At 33.7% G+C, this 25,303-nt stretch carries 20 protein-coding genes; 6 read left to right on the top strand and 14 right to left on the bottom strand.

Annotation, left to right across the window (positions count from 1 at the left end):
- Positions 1-162: 162 nt before the first annotated feature.
- Positions 163-1,449 carry a dicarboxylate/amino acid:cation symporter gene (locus tag NLJ00_RS22090; protein ID WP_256635438.1) on the bottom strand — a complete coding sequence of 429 codons (1,287 nt, stop codon included), beginning with the start codon at positions 1,447-1,449 and terminating at the stop codon, positions 163-165.
- A 51-nt stretch (positions 1,450-1,500) separates the two neighbouring features.
- Positions 1,501-2,559, bottom strand: coding sequence for a chorismate synthase (gene aroC / locus NLJ00_RS22095; protein WP_073485172.1), 1,059 nt, complete (start codon positions 2,557-2,559; stop codon positions 1,501-1,503).
- 188 nt (positions 2,560-2,747) lie between these two features.
- Here aroC and NLJ00_RS22100 point away from each other — a divergent pair, with 188 nt between their 5' ends.
- Together NLJ00_RS22100 and NLJ00_RS22105 are read left to right on the top strand one after the other, a co-directional pair.
- Entirely contained in the window at positions 2,748-3,572 is an 825-nt protein-coding gene (locus NLJ00_RS22100) for a UDP-2,3-diacylglucosamine diphosphatase (RefSeq protein WP_053470176.1), read from the top strand.
- Between the two features lie 156 nt (positions 3,573-3,728).
- Entirely contained in the window at positions 3,729-4,226 is a 498-nt protein-coding gene (locus NLJ00_RS22105; RefSeq protein WP_053470177.1) for a hypothetical protein, read from the top strand.
- A gap of 132 nt (positions 4,227-4,358) precedes the next feature.
- Here NLJ00_RS22105 and NLJ00_RS22110 read toward each other — a convergent pair whose 3' ends face one another.
- The 7 genes from NLJ00_RS22110 to NLJ00_RS22140 form a co-directional block, all read right to left on the bottom strand.
- The gene (locus tag NLJ00_RS22110; RefSeq protein ID WP_256635439.1) at positions 4,359-4,781 is read right to left on the bottom strand and encodes a protease complex subunit PrcB family protein; all 423 of its coding nucleotides are present in this window, start codon (positions 4,779-4,781) and stop codon (positions 4,359-4,361) included.
- A 28-nt stretch (positions 4,782-4,809) separates the two neighbouring features.
- On the bottom strand, positions 4,810-5,946 hold the full coding sequence (gene bshA / locus NLJ00_RS22115; RefSeq protein ID WP_256635440.1) for an N-acetyl-alpha-D-glucosaminyl L-malate synthase BshA: 1,137 nt from the start codon (positions 5,944-5,946) through the stop codon (positions 4,810-4,812).
- A gap of 833 nt (positions 5,947-6,779) precedes the next feature.
- Positions 6,780-7,262, bottom strand: a complete 483-nt coding sequence (locus NLJ00_RS22120) for a hypothetical protein (RefSeq protein ID WP_031455874.1) — start codon at positions 7,260-7,262, stop codon at positions 6,780-6,782.
- Between the two features lie 123 nt (positions 7,263-7,385).
- Positions 7,386-8,177, bottom strand: a complete 792-nt coding sequence (locus NLJ00_RS22125) for a (Fe-S)-binding protein (protein WP_053470181.1) — start codon at positions 8,175-8,177, stop codon at positions 7,386-7,388.
- A gap of 123 nt (positions 8,178-8,300) precedes the next feature.
- The gene (locus tag NLJ00_RS22130; protein ID WP_256635441.1) at positions 8,301-9,632 is read right to left on the bottom strand and encodes a (Fe-S)-binding protein; all 1,332 of its coding nucleotides are present in this window, start codon (positions 9,630-9,632) and stop codon (positions 8,301-8,303) included.
- A 5-nt stretch (positions 9,633-9,637) separates the two neighbouring features.
- A complete protein-coding gene (locus NLJ00_RS22135) occupies positions 9,638-10,600 on the bottom strand; it encodes an MlaD family protein (protein WP_053470183.1) in 963 nt (320 codons plus the stop codon).
- Between the two features lie 52 nt (positions 10,601-10,652).
- A complete protein-coding gene (locus NLJ00_RS22140) occupies positions 10,653-11,768 on the bottom strand; it encodes an N-acetylmuramoyl-L-alanine amidase family protein (RefSeq protein WP_053470298.1) in 1,116 nt (371 codons plus the stop codon).
- 82 nt (positions 11,769-11,850) lie between these two features.
- On the opposite strand from NLJ00_RS22140, the gene NLJ00_RS22145 reads away from it, so the two are divergent.
- Together NLJ00_RS22145 and NLJ00_RS22150 are read left to right on the top strand one after the other, a co-directional pair.
- The gene (locus NLJ00_RS22145; RefSeq protein ID WP_053470299.1) at positions 11,851-14,553 is read left to right on the top strand and encodes a putative LPS assembly protein LptD; all 2,703 of its coding nucleotides are present in this window, start codon (positions 11,851-11,853) and stop codon (positions 14,551-14,553) included.
- 25 nt (positions 14,554-14,578) lie between these two features.
- On the top strand, positions 14,579-14,959 hold the full coding sequence (locus NLJ00_RS22150) for a RidA family protein (RefSeq protein ID WP_056202992.1): 381 nt from the start codon (positions 14,579-14,581) through the stop codon (positions 14,957-14,959).
- On the opposite strand, the gene NLJ00_RS22155 is transcribed toward NLJ00_RS22150, so the two are convergent.
- The 5 genes from NLJ00_RS22155 to NLJ00_RS22175 form a co-directional block, all read right to left on the bottom strand.
- Complete coding sequence (locus tag NLJ00_RS22155) at positions 14,940-15,314, bottom strand: methylglyoxal synthase (protein ID WP_053470300.1); 375 nt, start codon at positions 15,312-15,314, stop codon at positions 14,940-14,942. The genes NLJ00_RS22150 and NLJ00_RS22155 overlap by 20 nt on opposite strands.
- Positions 15,315-15,324: 10 nt before the next feature.
- The gene (locus tag NLJ00_RS22160) at positions 15,325-16,176 is read right to left on the bottom strand and encodes an N-acetylglucosamine kinase (RefSeq protein ID WP_053470185.1); all 852 of its coding nucleotides are present in this window, start codon (positions 16,174-16,176) and stop codon (positions 15,325-15,327) included.
- A gap of 123 nt (positions 16,177-16,299) precedes the next feature.
- Positions 16,300-17,304, bottom strand: coding sequence for a type I glyceraldehyde-3-phosphate dehydrogenase (gap, locus tag NLJ00_RS22165; RefSeq protein WP_053470186.1), 1,005 nt, complete (start codon positions 17,302-17,304; stop codon positions 16,300-16,302).
- Between the two features lie 94 nt (positions 17,305-17,398).
- A complete protein-coding gene (gene pfkA / locus NLJ00_RS22170; protein ID WP_053470187.1) occupies positions 17,399-18,385 on the bottom strand; it encodes a 6-phosphofructokinase in 987 nt (328 codons plus the stop codon).
- Positions 18,386-18,695: 310 nt separating this feature from the next.
- Positions 18,696-23,186 (bottom strand): translocation/assembly module TamB domain-containing protein, encoded by a 4,491-nt coding sequence (locus NLJ00_RS22175; protein WP_053470188.1) that lies wholly within the window; start codon positions 23,184-23,186, stop codon positions 18,696-18,698.
- Between the two features lie 206 nt (positions 23,187-23,392).
- On the opposite strand from NLJ00_RS22175, the gene tsaD reads away from it, so the two are divergent.
- Both tsaD and NLJ00_RS22185 read left to right on the top strand, forming a co-directional pair.
- A complete protein-coding gene (gene tsaD / locus NLJ00_RS22180) occupies positions 23,393-24,415 on the top strand; it encodes a tRNA (adenosine(37)-N6)-threonylcarbamoyltransferase complex transferase subunit TsaD (protein ID WP_053470189.1) in 1,023 nt (340 codons plus the stop codon).
- Between the two features lie 2 nt (positions 24,416-24,417).
- Positions 24,418-25,131, top strand: a complete 714-nt coding sequence (locus NLJ00_RS22185) for a 16S rRNA (uracil(1498)-N(3))-methyltransferase (RefSeq protein ID WP_180858680.1) — start codon at positions 24,418-24,420, stop codon at positions 25,129-25,131.
- Positions 25,132-25,303: the final 172 nt, after the last annotated feature.

Consider the following 25,303-nt stretch of genomic DNA (forward strand, 5'->3'; position numbering starts at 1 on the left):
AGATTCAATAATCATTCTACTATTTTAGGCTTCTAAAATATTAAAAAAGGCATTTAAATATTTAGGAAACTTAAAGTTATACTTTTTGATACACTATTATAAAATAAAGAAACCGTAACAAACAAAATCTGTTACGGTTTTTTTTATGTTTAAAGAATATAATTAATTCTCTTCTGCAATATCTAAATTCTGTTCTTTACCATCTTCCCATTTTCCAACAACAGAAGTTGCCAATGCGTTTCCAAGTACATTTGTTGCACTTCTAAACATATCACAGAAATGGTCAATTGGCAAAATCAGGGCAATACCTTCAACCGGAATTTTAAACATTCCGCAAGTAGCTGCAACAATTACTAAACTCGCTCTTGGTACACCTGCAATACCTTTACTGGTTAACATTAAAACCAAAAGCATAGCCATTTGTGTCCCTAAATCTAAATGAACGCCATAAAACTGAGCGATAAAGATACTGGCAAAAGTCATGTACATCATACTTCCGTCAAGATTAAACGAATAACCTAGAGGTAACATGAAGGCTACAATTTTATTTTTAACCCCAAAATCTTCTAATTCTTCTGTTAATTTAGGAAAAACAGCCTCACTGCTCGTAGTTCCAAAAGCAATTGCTAATGGCCCTGTAATACGTTTTAATAATTCGGTCATTCTTCCTTTTAAGAAAATATAACCTACTACAACCAAAACCACCCATAAAGTTCCAATACCTACTAAAAATGATCCGAAGAATTTAAAATAAGTAATAATTAATTCTTCTGCGTCTCTAATTGCAAAAACTCCTGCAATGGCACCAAAAACCCCAATTGGAGCAAAGTTCATTACATAGTTCACCATTTTTAAAACAATATGCGAAGCTTTATCAAATGCATTTATAATTGGTTTAACTGTATTTCCTAAAGAAGCAGCTGCTAATCCAAAAAAGATAGAAAATATTACAATCTGCAAAATCTCATTGGTTGCCATTGCTTCAAAAATACTTTTAGGAACAATATGCTCAACAAAATTTTCAACAGATAATATTTTTGTTTTAGCAGTAACCTCGCTGGCTGCAGCCATATCAACGTGGTCTAGTTTTAAACCTACACCCGGTTCTAAAATATTTACAAAAAACAATCCGATTAATAAGGATATAAAAGAAGCTGTAAAAAACCATCCAAGTGCTTTTCCTCCAATTCTTCCAACAGTTTTGATATCACCTAACTTTGCAATTCCTACTACTAAAGTGGTAAAAACTAAAGGAGCAATAATCATTTGTACTAATCTAATGAAGATCGTTGCGAGCATTTTTATTTTATTACTAAATGATACTGCTGCTTCCTGAGAAATTGAATTATGAATAATAATTCCCAAAGCTGCTCCAAGCACCATTGCAATTATAATTTGCCCTGTTAATCCCGAAAAAAATGATTTCTTTTTAGTTTCTGTAATTTGCATTAATTTACTTTTAAATTATTAAAATATAAGACCCTCACTGTCTTACTTTTATTAATATGTTTTGTTGATTAAATAAAAATCAGCCAAAACAATCGCAGCCATCGCCTCAACGATTGGTACTGCACGAGGCACAACACACGGATCATGACGTCCTTTTCCGGTCATTGGTGTAATATTTCCTTTATTATCCAGAGAATCCTGAGTCTGCATGATAGTCGCAACAGGTTTAAAAGCTACTCTGAAATAAATATCCATTCCGTTGCTTATTCCGCCCTGGATTCCACCAGAAAGATTTGTTTTTGTAGTTCCGTCAGGATTATATAAATCGTTGTGTTCGCTTCCTTTCATTTCAGAACCAGAAAAACCGCTTCCATATTCAAAACCTTTTACAGCATTGATGGAAAGCATTGCTTTTCCTAATTCAGCATGCAATTTATCAAAAACAGGCTCGCCTAAACCAACCGGAACGTTTTGAATTACACATGAAACTACACCTCCAACAGTATCTCCCTGCTTGCGGATATCACGAATATATTCTTCCATAATCGCTGCCGATTTTTCATCTGGACAGCGAACCGGGTTGCTTTCAATTTTAGAGAAATCTAATTCCTGATAAGGTGTATCTAAATGAATTGGACCAACTGAAGAAACGTAAGCATTAATTTTAATTTGAGGAAGCATTTGTTTTGCAATTGCTCCTGCTACTACTCTGCTCGCTGTTTCGCGTGCAGAACTTCTTCCACCGCCGCGGTAATCACGAAAACCGTATTTTTGGTCATACACATAATCAGCATGACTTGGTCTGTAATTATCTTTAATATGTGAGTAATCGTCTGATTTTTGATTGGTATTTGGGATAATAAAACCAATTGGAGTTCCGGTCGTTTTTCCTTCAAATATTCCAGATAAAAACTGAACCGCATCTGGTTCTTTTCTTTGTGTTACGATAGCCGACTGCCCCGGTTTTCTGCGAGACATTTCAACTTCAATCGCTTCAAAATCAAGTTGTATTCCTGATGGACAACCGTCTATAATTCCGCCTAAAGCTTCACCATGAGATTCTCCAAATGTTGTAACTTTATATAGGGTGCCGTAGCTATTTCCTGCCATTGTAAATTGTTTTGAGCAAATGTAAGTTTTATGAATTAAATTAAAAAATTAAAAATTGGTAATATTAATTAAAGATTAAACACTTTAAAAATCACAATTTATTAAAATTGCCTTTGAATTAGTAACCTTTTGATAAAATAAATGGAGTAGGATTTTCTTTTATTTGTGGAACTTCAAATTAAGAAAAATTGAAAAAACGAAATGTCGAACTGGTCATTATTTCTGATGTCCATTTGGGAACTTACGGAAGTCACGCTAAAGAACTAAACAACTATTTATCAAGCATTAAACCTAAAACTTTAGTTTTAAATGGTGATATAATTGATGCATGGCAGTTTAGAAAATCTTATTTTCCTAAAGCGCATTTAAGAGTCATTCAGCGCATTATCGGTATGGCTTCTAAAGGTACAAAAGTGTATTACATTACCGGAAATCATGACGAGATTCTTCGAAAATTCAGCGACATGAACATGGGAAATTTTTCTTTGGTCGATAAATTAGTTTTAGAATTAGACGACAAAAAAGCCTGGATTTTTCACGGAGATGTTTTTGATGCTTCTGTACAGCATTCTAAATGGATTGCAAAACTAGGCGGATTAGGTTATGATTATTTAATTTTGATGAATCGTTTTGCTAACTGGTGTCTGGCAAAATTAGGCCGCGAACCTTACTCTTTTTCTAAAAAAATAAAAGCCAGCGTAAAAAAAGCTGTAAAATTCATTTCGGATTTTGAAACTACAGCTACGGATCTGGCTATCGAAAAAAATTACGATTATGTAATCTGCGGGCATATTCATGAACCAAAAATCCTTACTAAAGAAAACAAACACGGTTCTACATTATACTTAAATTCTGGCGACTGGGTCGAAAACCTAACGGCTCTTGAGTATCATAAAAAGCGTTGGAAATTATATTCATACACTCATACAAACTTTACAGAAGAAGAAAATCTTTTTGAAATGGAAGATATTTTAACCTCTCAAATGTTGTCTAATATTATTCTTAAAAAGTAAAGCATACCAGTATTTACAAGCGTTCACAAAGGTTAAAAATTTTCAACTTATGTAATTTGCATTTACAAAATGTGAATTATATAACAATTTCTAAAAATGTTATACGTTCTTAAATTGAGAACGATTATACATTTGAAAAAATTAATTAACCATTTTATGAAAAAGATTATTTTATCTGCCATTATGCTTTTGGGGTTAGCATTTACGGCTCAATCGCAAGAAATTTCAAAACACGCTTTAGGATTACGTTTGGGGGACAATAACGGATTTGGAGGTGAAGTATCATATCAACTTGGATTAAACCAAAAAAACAGACTTGAGTTTGATTTAGGCTGGAGAAACAGTAGTGATGTAGACGCTATTAAAGGTGTTGCTCTTTACCAATGGGTTTGGAACATCGATGGAGGATTTAACTGGTACGCTGGTGTAGGTGGAGGAATTGCTGCCTGGGATCACGATTATTACAACAATAATTACAGATATAACGACAGCGGAACTTATGTTTTTGCAGCCGGAGATATTGGTATCGAATATAGATTTAAAGAAGTGCCTATCACACTGTCATTAGATGCAAGACCTGAAATTGGTTCTGGATACTATGACGATGACAATTTTGGATTTGACGTTGGTTTAGGTGTCAAATTCAGATTCTAATTAAAAATAAAAAATAATTGTAAGAAGAAACCTGTCGTTGTAATGCGACAGGTTTTTTTTATGTTTTGAAACGAATGTGACGTAAAAGGGCTTCGACTTCGCTCAGCCTGACATTTGATCTCTAACTACTCTTTACTTAATAATAATTTCCTTTTTAGAATGTATTTTTACAACTGTATAAGGATAAGTTATAGCCTGCGTTACCATGGCATCCGGGGCAGGATTTTTTTCTTTTACTGTAATGATAATGTTCTTATCCGTTTCTTCAACCTTTTCAATTCCAATAGAATATCCTCCTGTGTTTTTTTCACCCATGTTGAGAATAACATAATTAGAATTGGCAATATCAGTCTGCTTCATTTTAGCAGCTAAAAGCGGATCATTTTCAAGCATTTTGATCTCGTTAGGTTCTGTCAAAATTTCGAAAAATTTAATATTTCCCCCGCCATCAGACTGTTCTGTTAAAACTTCATATAAAGCTTTTGAATCTGTTGGCTTTTTAGCTCCGCAGGAAATCAAAACAAAAATTACTAAAACCGAAATTACTTTTTTCATTACGTTCAAATTTTTAAAATTAATGTTTCTATTCTTTATAATCGTCAATTGCTCTTTGATACAAAGCTTCATATTTAGGCAGAATGTTTTTGATATCAAATTTTCTGGCAACTTCCAATGCATTGATTTTAAATTCATTCAAGGTTTTATCATCTTTTAAGATTTTGATTGCGTTTTCAGCCATTTCATCGACATTTCCAACATTACTTAAATATCCAGAAACACCATCAAAGTTAACTTCCGGTAAACCTCCAGAATTACTTGAAATTACAGGAACTCCGCAAGCCATTGCTTCTAATGCTGCTAGACCAAAACTTTCAGTTTCTGACGGAAGTAAAAACAAATCAGTCATGCATAAAATCTTATCGATTTCATTACTGTTACCAAAGAAAATTACTTTGTCGTAAATTCCCAGTTCCATACATAAAACCTCTGCTCTTTCTTTTTCAGGACCATCGCCCACCATCATTAATTTAGCCGGCATTACTTTCTGGATATTATAAAAAATCTTGATAATATCCGGAATACGTTTCACTTTTCTAAAGTTACTAATGTGTGTTACGATTCGCTCATTTTCCTTTGCCATTACATATCTGTGGCAAGGTTCAGTTGGGTCTTTTCTAACTTTATCCAATTCAATAAAATTCGGGATTACCTTAATTTTATTCTTGATTTTGAACAATTTCAGCGTATCATCTTTCAAACTCTGCGAAACCGAAGTCACATAATCAGACTTATTGATACTAAAAGTTACCGCAGGTTTGTAAAACGGATGGTTTCCAACAAGCGTGATATCAGTTCCGTGAAGCGTTGTAATCATCGGAAGATTAATTCCTTCATTCTTAAGCATTTGTTTCGCCATATAACCCGCATAAGCGTGCGGAATAGCGTAATGCACATGTAAAACTTCTATTTTATATAATTTCACCATATCAACCAATTTGCTTGATAATGCCAATTCGTAAGGCTGATAATGGAACAAAGGATATTCAGGAACGTTTACTTCGTGATAATGAACATTTGGATTTAAAAGTGCTAATCTTACTGGCTGACTGTAAGTTATAAAATGTATTTCGTGTCCGCGTCTGGCTAATTCGAGACCTAGTTCTGTAGCAACTACACCACTACCGCCAAATGTCGGATAACAAACTATTGCTATTTTCATGTATTAAATTTAATTCTACGAAAGTACTCAAAAATCACCTTTAATTAGGCTTTTAAATTGTTAGATTTTCGACAAAATTAGATTAAATCTGGTTGATAAATATTTTTAGAAGCAGCACAATATCTGCAAAAAAGACCAGTAGTCCCGCTGTTTGCTATATCTTTTTCTGTCTAAAAAGCCAGAAAAAGGATACCGCTTCCATCGGGGCTAGATTAGAGGGTTTTGTTTTTATAAGAGTATGCTTCAGCCAACTTTGTCAAAGTTTCTAAACCACAAAGTTTGTCATTCCGAGGAACAAGGAATCGCACAAGTGATTCCGCAACAGTAAGTCGTCAATCTTTGTCGATTCTCTAATGCGATTCCTCGTTCCTCGGAATGACAAATCGATTCGTAAAAACACACAACGAAACCCGACAGGTTTTAAAAACCTGTCGGGTTTAACATGCATTAAAAATAATTTGACAAAAATTCACGCATTCTTGTCATTCCGAGGAACGAGGAATCTCCGCAAGTAGCTCCGCAAAAATAATCATCAATCTTTGTCGAGTCTATCGCGGAGATTCCTCGTTCCTCGGAATGACAATATTGGGGTTACTATTTAAAGAATTAAAATCCATTTCCACATAGCAAGTCACCAATCTTTGTCGATTCTCTAGTGCGATTCCTCGTTCCTCGGAATGACAAACTTTACGTAAAAAACAAAAAAACTCACAAATATTACGCAACGAAACCCGACAGGTTTTAAAGACCTGTCGGGTTTATAACACGCATTAAAACCAAAAAAGGCACAAAATCTAAAATTTCATGCCTTTCGAATATATTATAAATTTCTCTTAGAAAAATCTACTGTGCCAGCTGTCGGCAGCAGGAACTTCCCAGGATTCGTTGAATTCTTCGATATTGTTTACCAGATTATTGAAAACAATAGTATTCTCAGAAACCGATTTATCTTTTACCATTTTCTTGAAATCAATTAATGGTTTGTGTGCAATATGCTCTCCAAGTTTAAAAGTAACGTTCATTTTATCTAATAAATCGACGTTGTATTTTTTCTCTAAACCTTGAATAAATTCTACCGAACTATCAATAGAACAACCTGTAGCAGCCTGAACATCCTGATTTACGGCTAATATTATAAAACGATTGTATTTAAGCAAAAATGATGCTTCAAGACTTGTTCCGTGTGCAGCCCATTCTTCTACAAAAGCTTTTAAATCTGTTTCGATTTCAGAAAACTCTTCCTCAGAAAATTTTCTGTTCGATTGGTAAATCCAAACTCTTGATTCACCAGGTAAATTTTCAAAAGGTATATACATTTTTTAATTTTAGATTTTAGATTGTTGATTTTAGATTTTTTTTAAAGTTTTAAGTTTCAGGTTTCATGTTTCAAGTTGAAAAACTTTGTCGCTTTGCACCTTTGCCTCTTTGAACCTTAAAAACTAAAGATCCTGCGCATTCGCAATTAACTCCGCAACGTCCATTACTTTTACCTCACCCTCTTTATGAGCATGTTTAATTCCATCTGTTAACATCGTGTTACAGAAAGGACATCCGGCAGCGATAATATCCGGCTGAACTTCTAATGCATCTTCTGTACGCAGTACATTTACTTCCTTGTTTCCAGGTTCAGCATCTTTAAACATCTGCGCTCCACCTGCTCCACAACATAATCCGTTTGCTTTTGAGCGCTTCATTTCGACTAATTCAACGTCTAATTTTTGGATTAAATCTCTTGGTGCTTCGTATACTTTATTGGCTCTTCCTAAATAACAAGGATCGTGGAAAGTAATTTTCTTTCCTTTAAACTGTCCGCCTTCAACTGTAAGTCTTCCGTCATCGATTAATGATTTCAGGAATTCTGTATGATGAATAACTTCGTAGTTTCCACCTAATTCAGGATATTCATTTTTTAAGGTATTAAAACAATGCGGACAAGCGGTAACGATTTTTTTCGCTTCATATGCATTCAAAACCTCGATATTCATCATGGCCTGCATTTGAAACAAAAATTCATTTCCGGCTCTTTTTGCAGGATCACCAGTACAACTCTCTTCTGTACCTAATACTGCAAAAGATACATTTGTACGATTTAAAATACGCACAAATGCTTTTGTGATTTTTTTTGCTCTATCATCAAAACTCCCTGCGCAACCTACCCAAAATAAAACTTCTGGCTGTGTTCCCTGGGCTAGCATTTCTGCCATTGTTGGCACTACTAAACTTTCTGACATCTTCTTTTGTTGTTAAATCGGTTAATTGTCATTTGGTTAATCGCTCTCTATCATAACCTTACTAAAAACCTTACTATTTTTAATCACTTAAACGGTTAAACAAATAACCGATTAAACTCTTTTCTAATTCTCGTTTTTCCAATTCAATCGGTCCTGCTGGCTGTACTGCCATGGTGCACCATTATTTTCGATATTGGTCATCATTGCATTCAATGACATTGGCGCAGCACTCTGTTCCATCACTAAATAACGACGCATATCCATAATAATAGACAACGGACTAATATTTACGGGACATTCTTCTACACAAGCGTTACATGATGTACAAGCCCATAATTCTTCTGGTGTGATGTAATCGTTTAATAATGTTTTATTATCCGGAACAAAAACACCTTTATTGGCATCTATATTTTTTCCAACTTCGGTTAAACGGTCTCTTGTGTCCATCATAATTTTACGTGGAGACAATTTTTTCCCTGTTTGATTCGCCGGACATGAAGATGTACAACGTCCGCATTCTGTACACGTATAAGCGTTTAAAAGCTGCACCCAGTTTAAATCCTGAACATCGCTTGCACCAAATTTAGACGGAGCTGGATTTTCATCAACAGGAGCTGCTGCAAAAGGATCTGCGTTTGGATCCATCATCAGCTTCACTTCTTTTGTTACTGATGCTAAGTTATCAAACTGTCCCTCTGGTTTTAAATTCGCAAAGTAGGTATTTGGGAATGCTAAAAGTATGTGTAAGTGTTTTGAGAAATATAAATAGTTCATAAAAATCAAAATACCCAGGATATGCAGCCACCAAAAAGCTTCAAACAATAGTACAACCAGTTCGTTTGAAAGTCCATTAAAAATTGGAGCAATAAACTGACTTACCGGAAAAGTTCCTGCTTTATGAAAAACGGCTCCCGGAACATTTTGCAAATGCAGGTCAGAAGCGTTCATTAATAAAAACAAGATCATTAAAACAGTCTCAAAATACAAAATGTAGTTTGCATCGCTTTTAGGGAATCCTGTTAAATCAGAATGTATAAAACGTTTCAGTCTGATAAAATTTCTTCTAAGCCAAAAAACGGTAACAGCAAAAATTACAAGTATGGCTAATATCTCAAATGAAGCAATTAAAACATCATAAACTACACCTAAATAAGGGGCAAAAATTCTATGAGTTCCTAGTAATCCATCGATTATAATTTCAAGTAATTCAATATTAATAATTACGAAACCTACATATACCAGGATATGAAGTATTCCGGCAACAGGGCGTCTCACCATTTTTGACTGCCCAAGAGCAATCAAAGCCATGTTTTTCCAACGAGCTTTAGGATTATCTTTTCTATCTACGTCAACTCCTAAATTAATGTTGCGGATGATTTTTTTTACGCTCGCTGCAAAAAAACCAAAACCTACGACAAGAAGTATGGCGAATAAAATATTATCTAAATAACTCATTACAATTATTTTTTATCAGTTGAATTTGTTTCTGCCGGTGCTACATAAGGTTTGTTTTTCTTCCCAAAAAGAGAAACGTTTACGTAACGTGTTGGATAAAGTCGAACATCTTGTAATAACAATTCAAGCTCTTTTGAAGTTTTTGAAAGGTTGTTGTAAAGCGCATCGTCGTTTAACAATTTCCCTGCTGTACCTTTTCCAGAATTTAAATTAGCCATGATACCATCTACTTTTGCTAAAGTCTGGTTTAGGTTACGAACTGTTTTTCCAAGATCGGCTTTATTTAAAGAATCAGATATTTTATTAAAGTTGCTTGACATTTTATTAAAGTTTGTCACCACTCCGTTTATCTGGCCTTTGTTAGTATCTAGGATATTGTTGATACTTCCCGAAGCTCTGTGAAACTGCTCCATTGTCTGGCTCAATTCTGCTAAAGTTTTCTTTAAATCCTGCTGTGTTTTTTGATCTAAAACATTGTTTAATCCCGTAACAAGATTATCAATATTTAAGAGCATTTTATCCAATTTAATTGTAATTGGTTCGATTTTACCACCTAAAGATTCCGTTAATCCCAGCTTAACAACAGACTCCAGTGTCTGTCCGTCTTCTGCAAGTTCTTTATCTGCTAAATTTGGAATGATGGCAATTTGCTTTCCTCCAATTAAGCTTCCGGAATATAAAGATGCTTTACTTGTTTTAGAAATTGGAAAATCTGTTTTTAATTGAAGTTCAACTAATAATTTTCCTGTTGTTTCACTGATTGTAATTTTAGTTACCTTACCTACTACTAGTCCGTTTATAGTAACGGGCGCTGATTGTGCCAATTCTTCAACATTGTCATATTCAGCATAATATGTTTTATAATTGGTAAAAAGGTCTTTTCCTTTTAAAAAACTGTAGCCCCAGATAAATAATAAAATAGACGCTATGACTAATACAGCCGTTTTAATTTCTCTTGTTAGTTTCAAAATTCTAAGTGTTTTGTTACAAAATTAGTATAATATTTCGAACTTGTGACGATTATTTAATCGCATCCTGAATATTGATTTTTTCCCCGTCTTTAGTTGCTATTAAATATGCTGCGCCATATCCTTTATTCTTAGCTTCTTCCAGATATTTTTTCGCAGCTTCATAATCCGAAGTTTCCTGATAGAAATATTTATAAATATTGTTTTCGTAGATCATTGTTACATTTTTTAGTCCTTTAAAATTTTTAGGTTCTAAAGGTGTTTTTTTTATACTTGCAATAAGCTGTACTTTAAAGAATGTTCCTTTTGGGGCTGCAGGCGCAGGTGTCTGCACCACTTTTTTTGGAGTCGAAGTATCTCTTACAGGTTTAGCTTCAACTGCTTCTGAAGTTCCTGAACCAAAATATTCTCTTTTGTAACTCAAAATGGCTTCTGCAATTGCTTTTGCGATATCATCCTGTCCTTCTTCAGAATTTAAAATATTTCCTTCTGTTGGGTTAGATACAAATCCGGTTTCAACTAAAACTCTTGGCATATACGCTTTATGAAGTACCATAAATGGCGCTTGTTTTACACCGCCTTGTCTGATTTTTTTTCCAAGTCTCTCAAAATTATCTTCAATTTTACTTGCTAACGAAATACTGTTATCCAAATATTCTTCCTGCATTAAAGTAATTCCAACCATTTGTTCTGGAGAATTTGGATCGAAACCATCGTATTTACGTTTGTAATCTTTCTCTAAAGTAATTACCGAGTTCTCTTTTTTCGCCGCTTCAAGATTTGATGCAACTTTACTCAAACCCATTACATACGTTTCGGTACCATCTGCTGCGGTATTTTTATTGGCATTACAATGTATGGAAACAAAAATATTAGAATTGGCTCTATTTGCAATATTGGCTCTTTCGACCAAATCAATAAAGACATCTGTTTTACGAGTATAGATTACATTAATGTTTGGATTAAGCTCTAAAATTTTCCCTACTTTCAGTACAATAGCCAAAGCAATATTTTTTTCAATCCGCCCGCTGTAAACGGCACCAAAGTCGTGATCTCCGTGTCCGGCATCAAGTGTTACTTTAAAAACATTTGACTGGCTATATGTGCAAAATGACGCTATTGTTAGAAAAAAGGTAAAGATTACCTTAATTTTATTTAATCTATTCATAAATCTTAAAGTTAATTTTAATAAAACGCAGCTGTTATAATTTTTACAATTGATTATTTTTGCCAAAAAATTATATGTAAGTTTGACATGTCAAAAAACAAGCCATAATTTTACAAAAATAGCATTTAAACCTTTGCAGACAAACTTATTTAATATCGTTTTAATATCATTTTTCCTAACAATGGGATGTGGTAATTTATATTCGCAAGAGATAAAATCTAAAAAAAAGCCTTTACCAGCTGCAAAACAAACAGATAAGCCTCAAATAACTCAAAATGACACTATAAAATTAGATACTGTCAGACCAACCAAGACTTTCCTGGATGGCAAGGTTAGATACAAGGCAAAAGATTACGCAAAAATCGATCAGAAGAAAAAACTGATTACTTTATACAACGAAGCTGAATTATACTACAAAGACGTTGAACTAAAATCTGGTATAATTGTTTTGAATTATGAAAAGGATGAAGTTTATGCCGGAAGAATTAAAGATTCTGCCGGAGTTTTAGTGCAGTACCCGAACTTTAAACAAGGTTCGAGCGAGGTTCAGCCCGATTCTATCCGCTTTAATTTTAAAACAAAAAAAGCCTTAATTTACAATTCAAGAACCAAACAAGGTGAATTAAATATTAAAGCTGCGGTTACTAAAAAAGAAAATGACTCTGTTTATTATCTAAAAGGTGCGCGAATCACAACGGCACAAGATATTGACAATCCGGAATACTACTTTAGAACAAGCAAAATAAAATTTGTTCCCGGAAAAAAAATTGTTACCGGTTTAACGCAAATGGTTATTGCCGATGTACCTACACCACTGGCATTACCTTATGGATATTTCCCGTTGAGTCAGGAAAAAAGCGTTTCCGGTATTATTATTCCAAGTTATAACGATTCGAATACCAGAGGTTTCTCTTTACAAAATGGTGGTTATTATTTTGCTTTAAGCGATAATTATGACTTGACGGTTTTGGGGGATTATTATACCAATGGTAGTTACGCCATGCGTTTTGAATCGGCGTATGCAACCCGATATAAATACAGAGGAAACGTTAATATTCGATTTGAGAATTTAATTAGCAGCGAAAGAGGTTATCCCGATTATTCTAAACAAAATATTTACAATATTCAGTGGTCGCATTCAAAAGACACAAAATCAAATCCTAACTCAAGTTTTAGTGCATCTGTGAACATGGGTAGTAGTAAGTACTTTAAACAGTCTATTAATCAGGCTAACGTTGGGTCAAATTTGAATAATACCTTAAGTTCATCTATTTCATATAATAAAACTTTTAATACGATTCCGGGTTCTCGTATTTCGTTGTCTGCTACGCATCAGCAAAATACACAAACAGAGCAAATCCAGATGAGTCTTCCTAACCTTCAGGGAAGTATTGACCGTATTTATCCTTTTGTTGGAAAAGACGGGGTTAAAAAAGGGTTTATTAAAAACATCAACTTACAATACAACGTAACAGGTAAAAACAACATCACTACTTATGATTCCTTGTTTTTTAAGCCTCAAATGTTTAGAGACGCACAAATTGGTATGCAGCACTCTATTCCGATTAGTACTAACTTTAAAGTATTCAAATATTTTAGTGCCGGAGCATCAACAAACTATCAGGAAACATGGGTAACCAAAACTATTAAAAAAGGTTTTGATGATAGTAAAGGACAAGTTGCCGATAAAACAGTAAATGGTTTTGATTCGTACAGAACATATAATTTAAGCACCAATTTAGGAACTACTATTTACGGTACATTCAATTTTGGAGAAGATAAAAGAATTCAGTCTATTCGCCACGTTATGAGGCCAAGTCTTACGTATTCGTATACGCCAAGTTTTGATCAATATTATGAGCATTATACGGTTGATGCGTCTGGTAAAATTTCTACCGATGAATACTCGCGGTTTGCAAATGGTATTTACGGCGCGCCTGGGCAAAGTAATTCGAACATTGTAGGTTTTTCATTAAGTAACACTTTTGAAGCTAAAGTAAGAGACAAGGACAGCACGAAAACTGAACCTAAGAAGATAATGCTGTTGAACAATTTAAACTTCAATACAAGTTATAATTTTAGTGCCGACGGAAAAAAGGCTTTAGCCTGGCAGCCAATTGTAGTAAGCGGAGGAACGCAGTTTTTTGACAATAAAATGAATGTCAATTTTGGGGCTGTTTTAAATCCTTATGCTATCGACAACGCAGGAAATGTTATAAACAAGTATAATATTGATAATGGCGGAAGTTTGTTTAGAATGACAAGTGCCAACCTTACCATGAATTATTCCTTTTCAAATAAGGGAACCGGAAAAGAAAAAAATACGCAAAGCCAGAGGAACGGTGGTCGTAATGATGACTTATTTGGAACAAACACAGACTTAAACGACAGCCGAAATAGTCAGTTTGCTAATGAACCGGAACGCGACGAAGATGTTGTAAGTGAGTTTTTTAGTTCAAAAATTCCTTGGGATATGACAATGGCGTATTCGCTTACTTATTCTAATACGGCCAGAGAAAATAAAATATCCGGAAACTCTATTATGATTTCTGCCAATATGGATATTACTCCTAAATGGAAAGGCGGAGTTTCTACCGGTTATGATTTTGTTCAAAAAGGGGTTACTTTTACTCAATTCCGTTTTGAAAGAGATTTGTTAAGCTGGAGAATGGCTTTTAACTGGAATCCGATGGGACCAAATGCTAACTGGAACTTCTTCATTGGAATTAAATCTGGTATGCTGAGTGACATTAAATGGAACAAACGCAGTACTTCTAATCGATAATTTGTCGACTTAAAATAATTTTATCATGAAAAAAATAATCTTTACAGAAAAGGCTCCGGCTCCTATTGGGCCGTACAATCAAGCCGTATTATCAGGAAATACACTTTATGCTTCTGGGCAGATTGCTATAAATCCGGCTTCGGGAGAACTTGTTACTGATAACATCAATGATGAAACGAAACAAGTAATGGAGAATATTGCTGCTATTTTAGAAGCAGCTGATATGACTTTTGAAAACGTTGTAAAAGCAACGATCTTCATCATGGATATGAACAATTTTGGTGCTATTAACACTATTTACGGTTCTTATTTTAACGAAAAAACCGCTCCAGCACGTGAAACGGTTCAAGTGGCATGTCTGCCAAAAAATGTAAATGTTGAGATCTCTATAATTGCAGTGCAATAGCATCTAATAATAATTGTGCCGTTGCTTCATTTGTTGCCAGCGGCACATTATGCACATCGCAAACACGAATTAGCATATTAATATCAGCTTCATGCGGATGACTTGATAATGGGTCTTTAAAAAAGAAAACCATTTGTGTAATTCCTTCCGCTACTCTGCCTGCAATCTGCGCATCACCGCCTAAAGGTCCGGAAAGCATTCTTTGGGTTTTAAATCCCGCTGCTTCCGCTTTTCCTCCAGTTGTTCCGGTACCAATAAGTCTGATTTTTTCATTATGAAGAACTGCTTCATTCTTAATCAAAAAATCAATCAAATCTGCTTTTTTACCGTCATGCGCAATAATTGCAATTTCCATAAATCCAGAACTATTGGTTAGCAACATGGTAAGCAATTAAACCGTCAATTGGTCTTCTTAACACGTTTCCTAATTTAAGCTCGTATTTATCGAAAGTTTCTTGTAATTCATCTTTCAGATAAAAAGCAATAGAACCTACAAAATGCACAGGAACTTCTTTACAGTTATCAAACTGTTTGATGTAGTTTTTAACGAAAGATTTCATTCCTTTGAAAATAATTTTTCTGCAGAATTCTGTGTCTTTATGTTTAATTAAAAACTTAGCAAAAGTTGCCAAATAAGCATTTGGGTTTGGTTCTTTATATAATTTGTTTTTAATAAAGTCAGGATCAACGTCGTATTCTTTTTCAAGCTCAACCGCTAATTCCTTAGGCATTTTATTAAAATAGTATTTTCTAATTAATTCTTTTCCAAAAACGTTTCCGCTGCAGTCATCCATTACGATATATCCTAATGACTGAACTTTTTGGTGCAATACTTTTCCATCAAAATAACTGCAGTTTGAGCCAGTTCCTAAGATCGATACGATTGCTTCTTCTCCTTTTGGAGTTGTAGCATAAACAGCCGCGTAAGTATCTTCCTGAACGTCAACAATTGCGTTAGTAAAATACTCCTGAAAGATTTGCTTTAACCATTCTTTCATTCTGTCTGTTCCACAACCTGCTCCGTAAAAGAACAAATGTGTTGCATTTTTTTTATTTTGTAAAATATCAAAACGGTCATTCAATCTTGAAATGATTTCAGGTCCGTCAAGAATTTCAGGATTTAATCCTAAGGTTTGTGTCGTGAATAATACTTTTCCATTATCATCAATTGCAATCCAATCGGCTTTAGTAGATCCACTATCAACTATTAATTTCATTTTTTTTGTTTTTTGAATTAGTTTCTCTTCAAATAAGTGTGTTTTTTACATTAATTAAAGACAGAACAAAATAAGAAAATCCCGTTACTTGGTGATAACGGGATTTTGTAAAAATATATAATATTATTTTAAACCTGCAATATGTACAGATAAATCGATCAATTTGCTTGAGTATCCGTACTCATTATCATACCAAGATACTAATTTGAAGAAAGTTGAATTTAAACCAATTCCTGCAGTAGAATCAATGATTGAAGTTCTTTTGTCAGAAATAAAATCCTGAGATACAACTGCATCTTCAGTAAATCCTAAGATACCTTTTAAATCAGTTTCAGAAGATTTTTTCAAAACTGCCATAATTTCTTCATAAGAAGTTTCTTTAGCAACTTTTACTGTTAAATCTACAACAGAAACGTCAGCAGTAGGTACACGGAAAGACATTCCAGTTAATTTTCCATTTAAAGATGGAATTACTTTTCCAACCGCTTTTGCAGCTCCGGTTGAAGAAGGAATGATGTTAATTGCAGCTGCACGTCCACCTCTCCAGTCTTTTCTAGAAGGTCCGTCAGCAGTCATTTGAGTTGAAGTAGTTGCGTGAACAGTAGTCATTAAACCTTCAACGATTTCAAAATTATCGTGGATAACTTTAGCTAATGGAGCTAAACAGTTTGTTGTACAAGAAGCGTTAGAAACTACTAAATCAGAAGCTTTTGCAGTTTCGTGGTTAACTCCCATTACAAACATTGGAGCATCTGCAGATGGAGCAGAAATGATAACTTTTTTAGCACCACCTTTAATGTGCTCATTTGCAGTTTCGATAGTTGTGAAGATACCAGTACATTCTGCTACTACATCAACATCAACTTCATTCCATTTTAAGTCAGCAGGATTTCTTTCTGCAGTGATACGGATATTTCTTCCGTTTACATACAATTTTCCTTCTTTAACTTCTACAGTTCCGTTGAAACGACCGTGAACTGAATCATATTTTAATAAGTAAGCTAAGTGATCTACATCTAATAAATCGTTGATCGCTACTACTTCTACATTATCTCTATTGAAAGACTCTCTAAAAACGATTCTTCCGATACGTCCAAATCCGTTTATTCCTAATTTTACTTTTGACATTTTACTAAATTTTTGCTTTTGTTTTTATTATACTAATTCAAAGTCTAATTTCCTCACAATAAACTTCTTCTCTTTTAAACTTTATTATATATAATTATGTCGACATGATGTCTGACACTCTCAATAATTCTCTATCAATTTCAGATTTACCTTTAATTGCCTGCTCAAGCGGAGTTAAAATAACTTTATCTTCCTTAAGACCAACCATATAATTTGATTTTCCTTCAATTAAAGATTCTACTGCTTTTACACCAAGACGGCTTGCTAAAACACGGTCAAAACAAGATGGTGAACCACCACGCTGCATGTGCCCTAAAACAGAAACACGTACATCGTATTCAGGTAAATTAGCTTCAACGTAATCTTTTAATTCGAATACATTTTTACCAATTTTATCACCTTCGGCAATAACAACTATACTTGATGATTTTCCTGAAGCTTTACTTTTTTGAAGAGAGTCTAATAATCTGTCAAGACCTAAATCTTCTTCAGGAATAAGGATTTCTTCTGCACCTGCACCAATTCCAGCGTTAAGTGCGATGTGACCTGCATCTCTACCCATAACCTCTACAAAGAATAAACGGTTATGTGAACTTGCAGTATCTCTAATTTTATCAATACAGTCAACAACAGTATTTAAAGCAGTATCGTAACCTAAAGTAAAACTTGTACCATAAATATCATTATCGATTGTACCAGGAATTCCCATTACCGGGAAATTATATTCTGAGTTGAAGATTAAACCTCCGGTAAAACTTCCGTCGCCGCCAATAACTACTAAAGCATCAATTCCGGCTTTTAAAAGGTTTTCGTGCGCTTTTTTTCTTCCTTCCGGTGTTCTAAAGTCAACAGAACGAGCAGATTTTAAGATCGTTCCACCTTTATTTACAATGTTATTAACGCTTCGAGGGCCCATTTCTTTAAAATCGCCTTCTATCATTCCTTGATACCCTCTATAAATTCCTATGCATTCTATATTATGATAAGCACATGTTCGAACAACAGATCGTATTGCAGCATTCATTCCTGGTGAGTCTCCTCCTGAGGTAAGAACACCTACTTTTTTTATTGTTTTTGACATTATTTAAGTATTAAAGTTGTAAATTTAGCAAACATTCAGCACTTTTCGGGTTATGTTTATAATAAATTAGTAAAATATGTTAAATTCAAACGTTTTCGTTAATAAGTTTTTTGATACCAAAAATTTCATTTAAAATAATAAATACCCCATTTTTTAATTAATTCTTTAAAAATAACAATACCTAAATGAAGTGTTATAAAAATATAAAGAACAGCACTTTAGCAAAAAATTACTAAAAACGCTAAAGTTAGTCATAAAAAAACCATTCGTTGCGGCGAATGGTTTTTTTATACTCTTTTTTAACAATGTGTTAGAAATCGTTGTCAGGAATCAGACCTTCATTATTATTTTGAGGCTTTGGTTTATTCTCCTCTTCTTTTTCTTTTTCTGATTTCTTTTTATTCTTTTCAGCTTCTTTTTTATTGTTGTTGAAATTAACAAAATCCGGATTTAAATTAGAATCCTGAAAATCATCTGAATTTTTTATAGCTTTTTCCAGTTTATGACTTTTAAATAGCTTATTGACAAGTTCGCTGAAAGTATCAAAATCGACTTCATACGAAATACCAACTCCCTGCGTATAACCAATTCCTTGTCCTATATAATTAATGTCATTTTCTTTATTGAACAAACGAAGGTTCATTGATCCGTCTTCGTTTACTCGGTACAAAATTTCAATATCTCCAACAATAGCAGATTCGTTTACTCCGCCAACAGGAACACCTACTTTTCCGTTTATCGAAATTCGTTCGTTAATCTGCGATGAAATATTGGCTACAAACTGCCCGTCGGCTTCCTGCCCTATTCTTCTGTCTGCCGATATAAAATTCAAATCTATATTAATAAGGTCATTGTCTGATTTAATAATACCTCCTAATAAACTCGCCGCTGTTTCTGCAAATGTTCCAGATAAATCACTTTGATTAAATCCGTCCTGACTCATAAATGAACCTGTCGATAATAAATACAAAGCTTGTGTCTGGCGCACATCTTTATCATCTAACTTATATTGTATTTCCGATTTTAAAACGTTACTTACGGATGGAAACTGAATATCAAAATTAGGTTCAGGACTTGTTAAATCTCCTCTTAAACCAATTACAACTTCTACCGGAACTTTTTTATTAAAAGAAGAATTGTCTAATAATACCGCAGGATTTGCTGATGTTTTATAAACTGCTTCTAAATTTAGCTGGGCTTTCATTGGGTTTCCTTCCCAAATAATCGAACCACCTTTTTTAACCGCAAACTTTTTATCAATTAAACCACCGTATTTAAAATTATATGTTCCTTCGTATGCCTGGAAATCTCCCCACATATTAAATTTACCAAGCGTATTGATTTTAAATAATAATGATCCGTATCCTTTTCCTTTCATACCGTGACCGGAATTTCGGTCGAGAATTACTTCAACCTCCGCATCTGGCGTAATATCAAAATCAAACTCTAATTCAAGTCCGTTATAATTTCGGGTTTTCTCAACAATACCTTTAGATAAATTGTATTTCTCTTTTGGCGTCACAAAATGAATCCAGTTGCTTTCGCTGGAATTTTGTACGTTACTAATCGGGATTTTAACCTCTGTTCCTTTTTCAGATTTGGCATCAACTTTAATAAATAAACTTTCTGTTGGGCCTTTTATACTCGCTGTTCCGTTTATAAATGCTGTTCCAAAATACGCCGCATCTTCGCTGTCCTTTGTATCAAGCGCCAATAATCGTTTTGAAGTAATGGTTAAATCTAATTTCCAGTCTCCAAAATTATGATGCTCAATTGTTCCGTTCAGCAATCCTTTTGTTCCGAATTTTGTATCGGTTAACTGATTGTTCCTAAACAGGAATTTTTCATCTGTTAAGTCAATAACCGTTCTGTCGCTCAATGCATAATCAACATTTAGGTACGGAATTGTCATTCCGGCTTTCTCCACATACAAACGTCCGTTGATTTCCGGTTTTTTCAAATTCCCCACAACAGCGGCATTTCCTGAAACAGAACCTCGTACATTTGATAATACATCTCCTCCAACGGTTCCTAAAGTTGCCAGATTAAATCCTTCGAGTTTTAAATTTAAATCTAAGAATGTCTCTTTATTTTCGACAGCAATAGTTCCGTTTGCCCTAAACGATTCGGCAAAACCATTTACAATCGAAGAATTTATAGTAAACTTTCTAAAACTCTGATCTCCGGAAATATCAAAATTCAAAGTTCCCAGATCGACTTTATTCAAATTAAGATGATCGACCACAATATTTGCCGTGGGCTGAAAAACATCTTTATTCTGCTTATAATTTATATTTCCGTTTAAGTTTCCGTTGAAAACAAACTTGGAGTTAAAAGGTGTAATCTTATTAATATCAACATCTTCAAAATTGAGGACAATATCTTTATAATCTTTTCCTTTAATGACTCCGTTTAAATCAATTTTCTGGTTTTCATGCGACAATACAATATTATCGATGGTGAAGTTTTTAAAATACTGATCAAAAACAATCTGATTGTCTTTTTTCGCATCTTCATTTAAATACCATAAATAGTCTTTAAACTTCATTTCAGATTTCTTGATGCCGACTATATTATTTTTGTTTTTATCAATGGTATGATACAAATCGAGATTGAAATAATCCTGACCTTTGTCGCCGCCTTTAAACTCAGAACGTACAAACAAAGTATCTTTTGATGTTACATTGATTAAATTGAAATCTCGTATTTTATAATATGGCGTTTTGATACTATCTAACTCAATAAAAGCATTATAAAGCGGGTTTTTATTGTCAATGCTGATTCTGATATTATCAAAAGTGTTTTTGGCCGCGCTGATTTGTTTTGATCGGAACCCGAATTTAAATTCCTGTAAATCTGAATCTATTTTTCCGCGAACTACTGTACTTGAATCAATTGTCATTTCAGGATACAGCATTTCGACAACCTTATTATATACATGAAAGTTGAAACGCAGAAACTGTCCTTTTTTAACTTTAAACGGTTTATAATTGGTATATAAACTTCCAACAGAATTCATTACCAGTTTATCCAATTGTGCAAATTGAAATTTACCTACAATTTTACCTTCAACAATATCCGATGAATTAATGGTTATGGTACGAAGTCTGTCTGCATCAAAATTGGAGCTTACCGTAACTTCATCAAAAGCATATGTTGCTTTTGGGTTTTGATATACGGCATCTTTAATATAAATATTTCCCTGAAGATTCTCGATCGAATTTCCGGTTAACTGAACAACAGCATCACCTTTAAAATTAGAAATAGAATCGTTGATGAATTTCAGTTTTCGCAAATCAGAGTTTTCGACATTGATATGAAAATCGTAACGGCTTTCTTTTTTACTTAAATCAACCAAACCATCAAATGTCAGGCTTAGATTTGGATCATTTACAGAGATTTGTCCTTTATAATAAGGAAGCTTGAAATTACCATTTACAACAATATTGCTGTATGTATATTTATTGTAATCTAATTTTGCAATGTCTCCTTTTACAATCGTGTTCAGATATTTTTCTGTAAAACCAACACCGTCAACATCAACATCTAAAGTTGTTCTTCCTATATCTTTTCGATCTAATAAAGCGCCGACATTAAAATTATCTAAAACTATATTTCCTGAATAAGAAGCTTTATCAATAAAATCCATATTATTCATATGGAGATTGACTTTACCGTTTCCTAAATCAGTTGCCATTTTAAAATCGGTTTCTAAATCTGTTGTCGAGACTTTTGCTTTTCCAACAATATTAAACTTCCCAATTTTTTTTAATTCTTTCGGCAGTTTTTTACCTAAAACACCCGGAAGCAAAACCACCAGATTATCATAACTTGAAATCAATTTATCGAACTTTCCGTCCATAGAAAACTTCTGTTCTTTTGTTCCCAAAAGATTTCTAAAATTGATTGTTCCAAAAATTTTCGAACCGTTTGTATCCGTAAGTCTAAGGTGATTTAAATTCAGGTTATTTAAAGTTCCTTTTATTTTAGTCCTAACTTTAAAATGCTGGTTTTTACCTAATCCGTCATAAAAATAACGAATGTCATTTGAAGCAATTGAAGACGAATCTAACGCTACATTAAACTGAACTTTATCTGTAAATTCAAGAAAGTCGCCAGGTTTATAATTTAAAATTGCTTTTCCGTAAATTGAAGATCTTTTGGTTTTAATCGCTAAATTGTCGACCTGAATTCTTTTTTTGGTATAACTGAATTTCCCTGTAAAATTAGAAACATACAAACCGCGGTGGTCCTGAAATGAAAATCTGTGAATTATAGTCGTTACATCAGGTCCGTATAATTTAAAATCGCTGATATAAGCGTTTAGTTTTTTAAAATCTAAAAACTGAGGCGTTCTTTTATTTTCATCTACAACAGAAAAGTTTCCTTTTTCTATGTAAGCATTTTTGGCCGTAAAAAGAAAATGCTTGCCTGATTGTTTCTTTTCTTCTTTGGTTTCAAACAATTTAATAAACTTATTAATATTGTTTTCGTCTTCGTTTTTATAGGTTTTTATATTAAAAATCAAACCCGTTAAACGAAGATCGCCAAAAAGTAAATCGCCGTCGACAAGTCGTTTGATGCTTAAAATATCGGTAGAAATAATATCAGAATAAATCATCGTTTTTTTATGATGATCTAAAATCAGGACTTTTTTAAGTTTTACACCGCCAAAAATATTAATGGCCACTTTATCAACACTAATGTTGGTTTTAAAATCTGTATTTAAAGTTTCGGTAATATAGTCAGCAATTTTTGTCTGTACGACAGGCAGAGAAAGAGTGATAGCAAGTATCAGCAAAAGTAAAATTAAGCCAATCAGGGTTCTGGATACTATTTTCTTAACTCTTTTGATAACTGGTATTATTATAGATTTTGTTTTAATTTAATTTGAACAGACAAAGGGCAGCTGTTTTGATAAAAATTCTTTAATTTTGGGGCTCTGCTTCAAATCAAAGCAATTCAAAATTTGATTTGTCAAATATAATTCAAAATTCGTGCCTTTATATGCAAAATTCAGAGGTTTTTATTCTAGCCATCGAAAGTTCATGCGATGATACTGCTGCCGCAGTTTTACATAACGATAAAGTTCTCTCAAATGTTGTGGCTAATCAATTAATTCACAATCAATATGGCGGTGTGGTTCCTGAATTAGCTTCGAGAGCCCATCAGCAAAATATAGTTCCTGTTATCGACGCAGCACTTCGTAAAGCAAATGTACAAAAAGAACAGCTAACTGCCATTGCCTTTACACAAGGTCCGGGCTTAATGGGATCTTTGTTAGTAGGAAGTTCTTTCAGTAAATCATTATCATTAGCATTAAACATTCCGTTAATCGCTGTAAATCATATGCATGCTCATATTTTAGCTCATTTTATTGATGAAGAAGGCTATGATAAACCTGAGTTTCCTTTTTTGGCTTTAACGATAAGCGGCGGACATACGCAGATTGTAAAAGTGAACAGCTTTTTTGATATGGAAATTATTGGCGAAACCACTGATGACGCCGTTGGAGAAGCTTTTGACAAGAGTGCAAAAATTTTAGGACTTCCCTATCCGGGCGGGCCTTTGATCGATAAGTATGCCAAAGAAGGAAATCCGAAAGCTTTTACGTTTACAAAACCAAAAGTACCTGGATTAGATTTTAGCTTTTCGGGATTGAAAACTGCGATTCTATATTTTATACAAAAGAATAAACTGGAGAATCCAAATTTTGTGGATGAAAACCTAAATGATATTTGTGCTTCTATTCAGCATACGATTATCGAAATTTTGATGGACAAACTAAAACTGGCTGTCAAAGAAACCGGAATTAAGCAAATTGCGATTGGCGGCGGAGTTTCGGCAAATTCAGGAATCAGAACTACTTTGAAGGAAAGCGAAGCCAAATACGGCTGGAAAACTTTTATTCCGAAATTTGAATATACTACAGATAATGCCGCAATGATTGGAATTGTGGGTTATCAAAAATATTTATCAAGTCGTTTTGAAACTTCTGCGGTAGTTTCTAAAGCGCGAATTCAATTTTAATTATGCAGTTATTTTACAATCCGGATATTGACGAAACAACCGAAAGTTTTTCTTTTGATAAAGAAGAAAGCAAACACATTATAAAAGTTTTACGAAAAAAAGATTCAGATATTCTGCATGTTACAAACGGTTTCGGTTTATTGTTTGAAACTGAAATTACATTGGCTTCAGACAATAAATGTATTGTTGCCGTTCGTTCGATAACAAAATCTCCAGAACCAAAATTTCGTCTGCATTTAGCCGTTGCGCCAACCAAAATGAACGATCGTTTTGAATGGTTTTTAGAAAAAGCTACAGAAATTGGAATTCAGGAAATTACGCCCATAATCTGCGATCGTTCTGAAAGAAAAGTGATTAATTTAGAGCGTTTTGAAAAGATTATTTTATCGGCAATGAAACAATCCAATGAAATGTTTCTGCCAAAATTAAACGATGCTATTTCTTTTAAAGAATTCGTGAAACAAAAAAGCGAAGGTTTACAATTTATTGCACATTGCGAAGAAACCGACAAAAAATCTTTGAAGGAAACTTTAAAGCCAAATGAAGATGTTACTTTATTAATAGGCCCCGAAGGAGATTTCTCTGAAAAAGAAATAGCTTTGGCCATCGAAAATAAATATCAGCCGGTAACTTTAGGAAATACACGTTTGCGAACAGAAACGGCGGCGGTTGTGGCTTGCCATAGTGTTGTGTTTTTTAATGAAGTGCCTAATTAAAGATAATTTAAATTTGTCGTTTCAGAGATCAAATTAAACTCAATATTGTCATTTCGACGAAGGAGAAACCTCCTTAAGCAGCTCGACAAAGATTGATGAATTTCTATGAGGAGTTTCTTGCGGAGATTTCTCCTTCGTCGAAATGACAAAAAAACTCATAACAAAAAAGGAA

The organism is Flavobacterium panici (assembly GCF_024499525.1).
GTDB classification, from domain to species: domain Bacteria; phylum Bacteroidota; class Bacteroidia; order Flavobacteriales; family Flavobacteriaceae; genus Flavobacterium; species Flavobacterium panici.

Excerpts from the sequence above, each read along its gene's own strand:
- gap (WP_053470186.1), bottom strand. The coding sequence starts at position 17,304 with ATGTCAAAAGTAAAATTAGGAATAAACGGATTTGGACGTATCGGAAGA.
- NLJ00_RS22110 (WP_256635439.1), bottom strand. The coding sequence starts at position 4,781 with ATGAAAAAAGTAATTTCGGTTTTAGTAATTTTTGTTTTGATTTCCTGC.
- NLJ00_RS22160 (WP_053470185.1), bottom strand. The coding sequence starts at position 16,176 with ATGAAATTAATAGTTGATAGTGGATCTACTAAAGCCGATTGGATTGCA.
- NLJ00_RS22140 (WP_053470298.1), bottom strand. The coding sequence starts at position 11,768 with ATGAATAGATTAAATAAAATTAAGGTAATCTTTACCTTTTTTCTAACA.
- NLJ00_RS22090 (WP_256635438.1), bottom strand. The coding sequence starts at position 1,449 with ATGCAAATTACAGAAACTAAAAAGAAATCATTTTTTTCGGGATTAACA.
- tsaD (WP_053470189.1), top strand. The coding sequence starts at position 23,393 with ATGCAAAATTCAGAGGTTTTTATTCTAGCCATCGAAAGTTCATGCGAT.
- NLJ00_RS22105 (WP_053470177.1), top strand. The coding sequence starts at position 3,729 with ATGAAAAAGATTATTTTATCTGCCATTATGCTTTTGGGGTTAGCATTT.
- NLJ00_RS22130 (WP_256635441.1), bottom strand. The coding sequence starts at position 9,632 with ATGAGTTATTTAGATAATATTTTATTCGCCATACTTCTTGTCGTAGGT.
- NLJ00_RS22120 (WP_031455874.1), bottom strand. The coding sequence starts at position 7,262 with ATGTATATACCTTTTGAAAATTTACCTGGTGAATCAAGAGTTTGGATT.
- NLJ00_RS22125 (WP_053470181.1), bottom strand. The coding sequence starts at position 8,177 with ATGTCAGAAAGTTTAGTAGTGCCAACAATGGCAGAAATGCTAGCCCAG.
- bshA (WP_256635440.1), bottom strand. The coding sequence starts at position 5,946 with ATGAAAATAGCAATAGTTTGTTATCCGACATTTGGCGGTAGTGGTGTA.
- pfkA (WP_053470187.1), bottom strand. The coding sequence starts at position 18,385 with ATGTCAAAAACAATAAAAAAAGTAGGTGTTCTTACCTCAGGAGGAGAC.
- NLJ00_RS22185 (WP_180858680.1), top strand. The coding sequence starts at position 24,418 with ATGCAGTTATTTTACAATCCGGATATTGACGAAACAACCGAAAGTTTT.
- aroC (WP_073485172.1), bottom strand. The coding sequence starts at position 2,559 with ATGGCAGGAAATAGCTACGGCACCCTATATAAAGTTACAACATTTGGA.
- NLJ00_RS22155 (WP_053470300.1), bottom strand. The coding sequence starts at position 15,314 with ATGGAAATTGCAATTATTGCGCATGACGGTAAAAAAGCAGATTTGATT.
- NLJ00_RS22150 (WP_056202992.1), top strand. The coding sequence starts at position 14,579 with ATGAAAAAAATAATCTTTACAGAAAAGGCTCCGGCTCCTATTGGGCCG.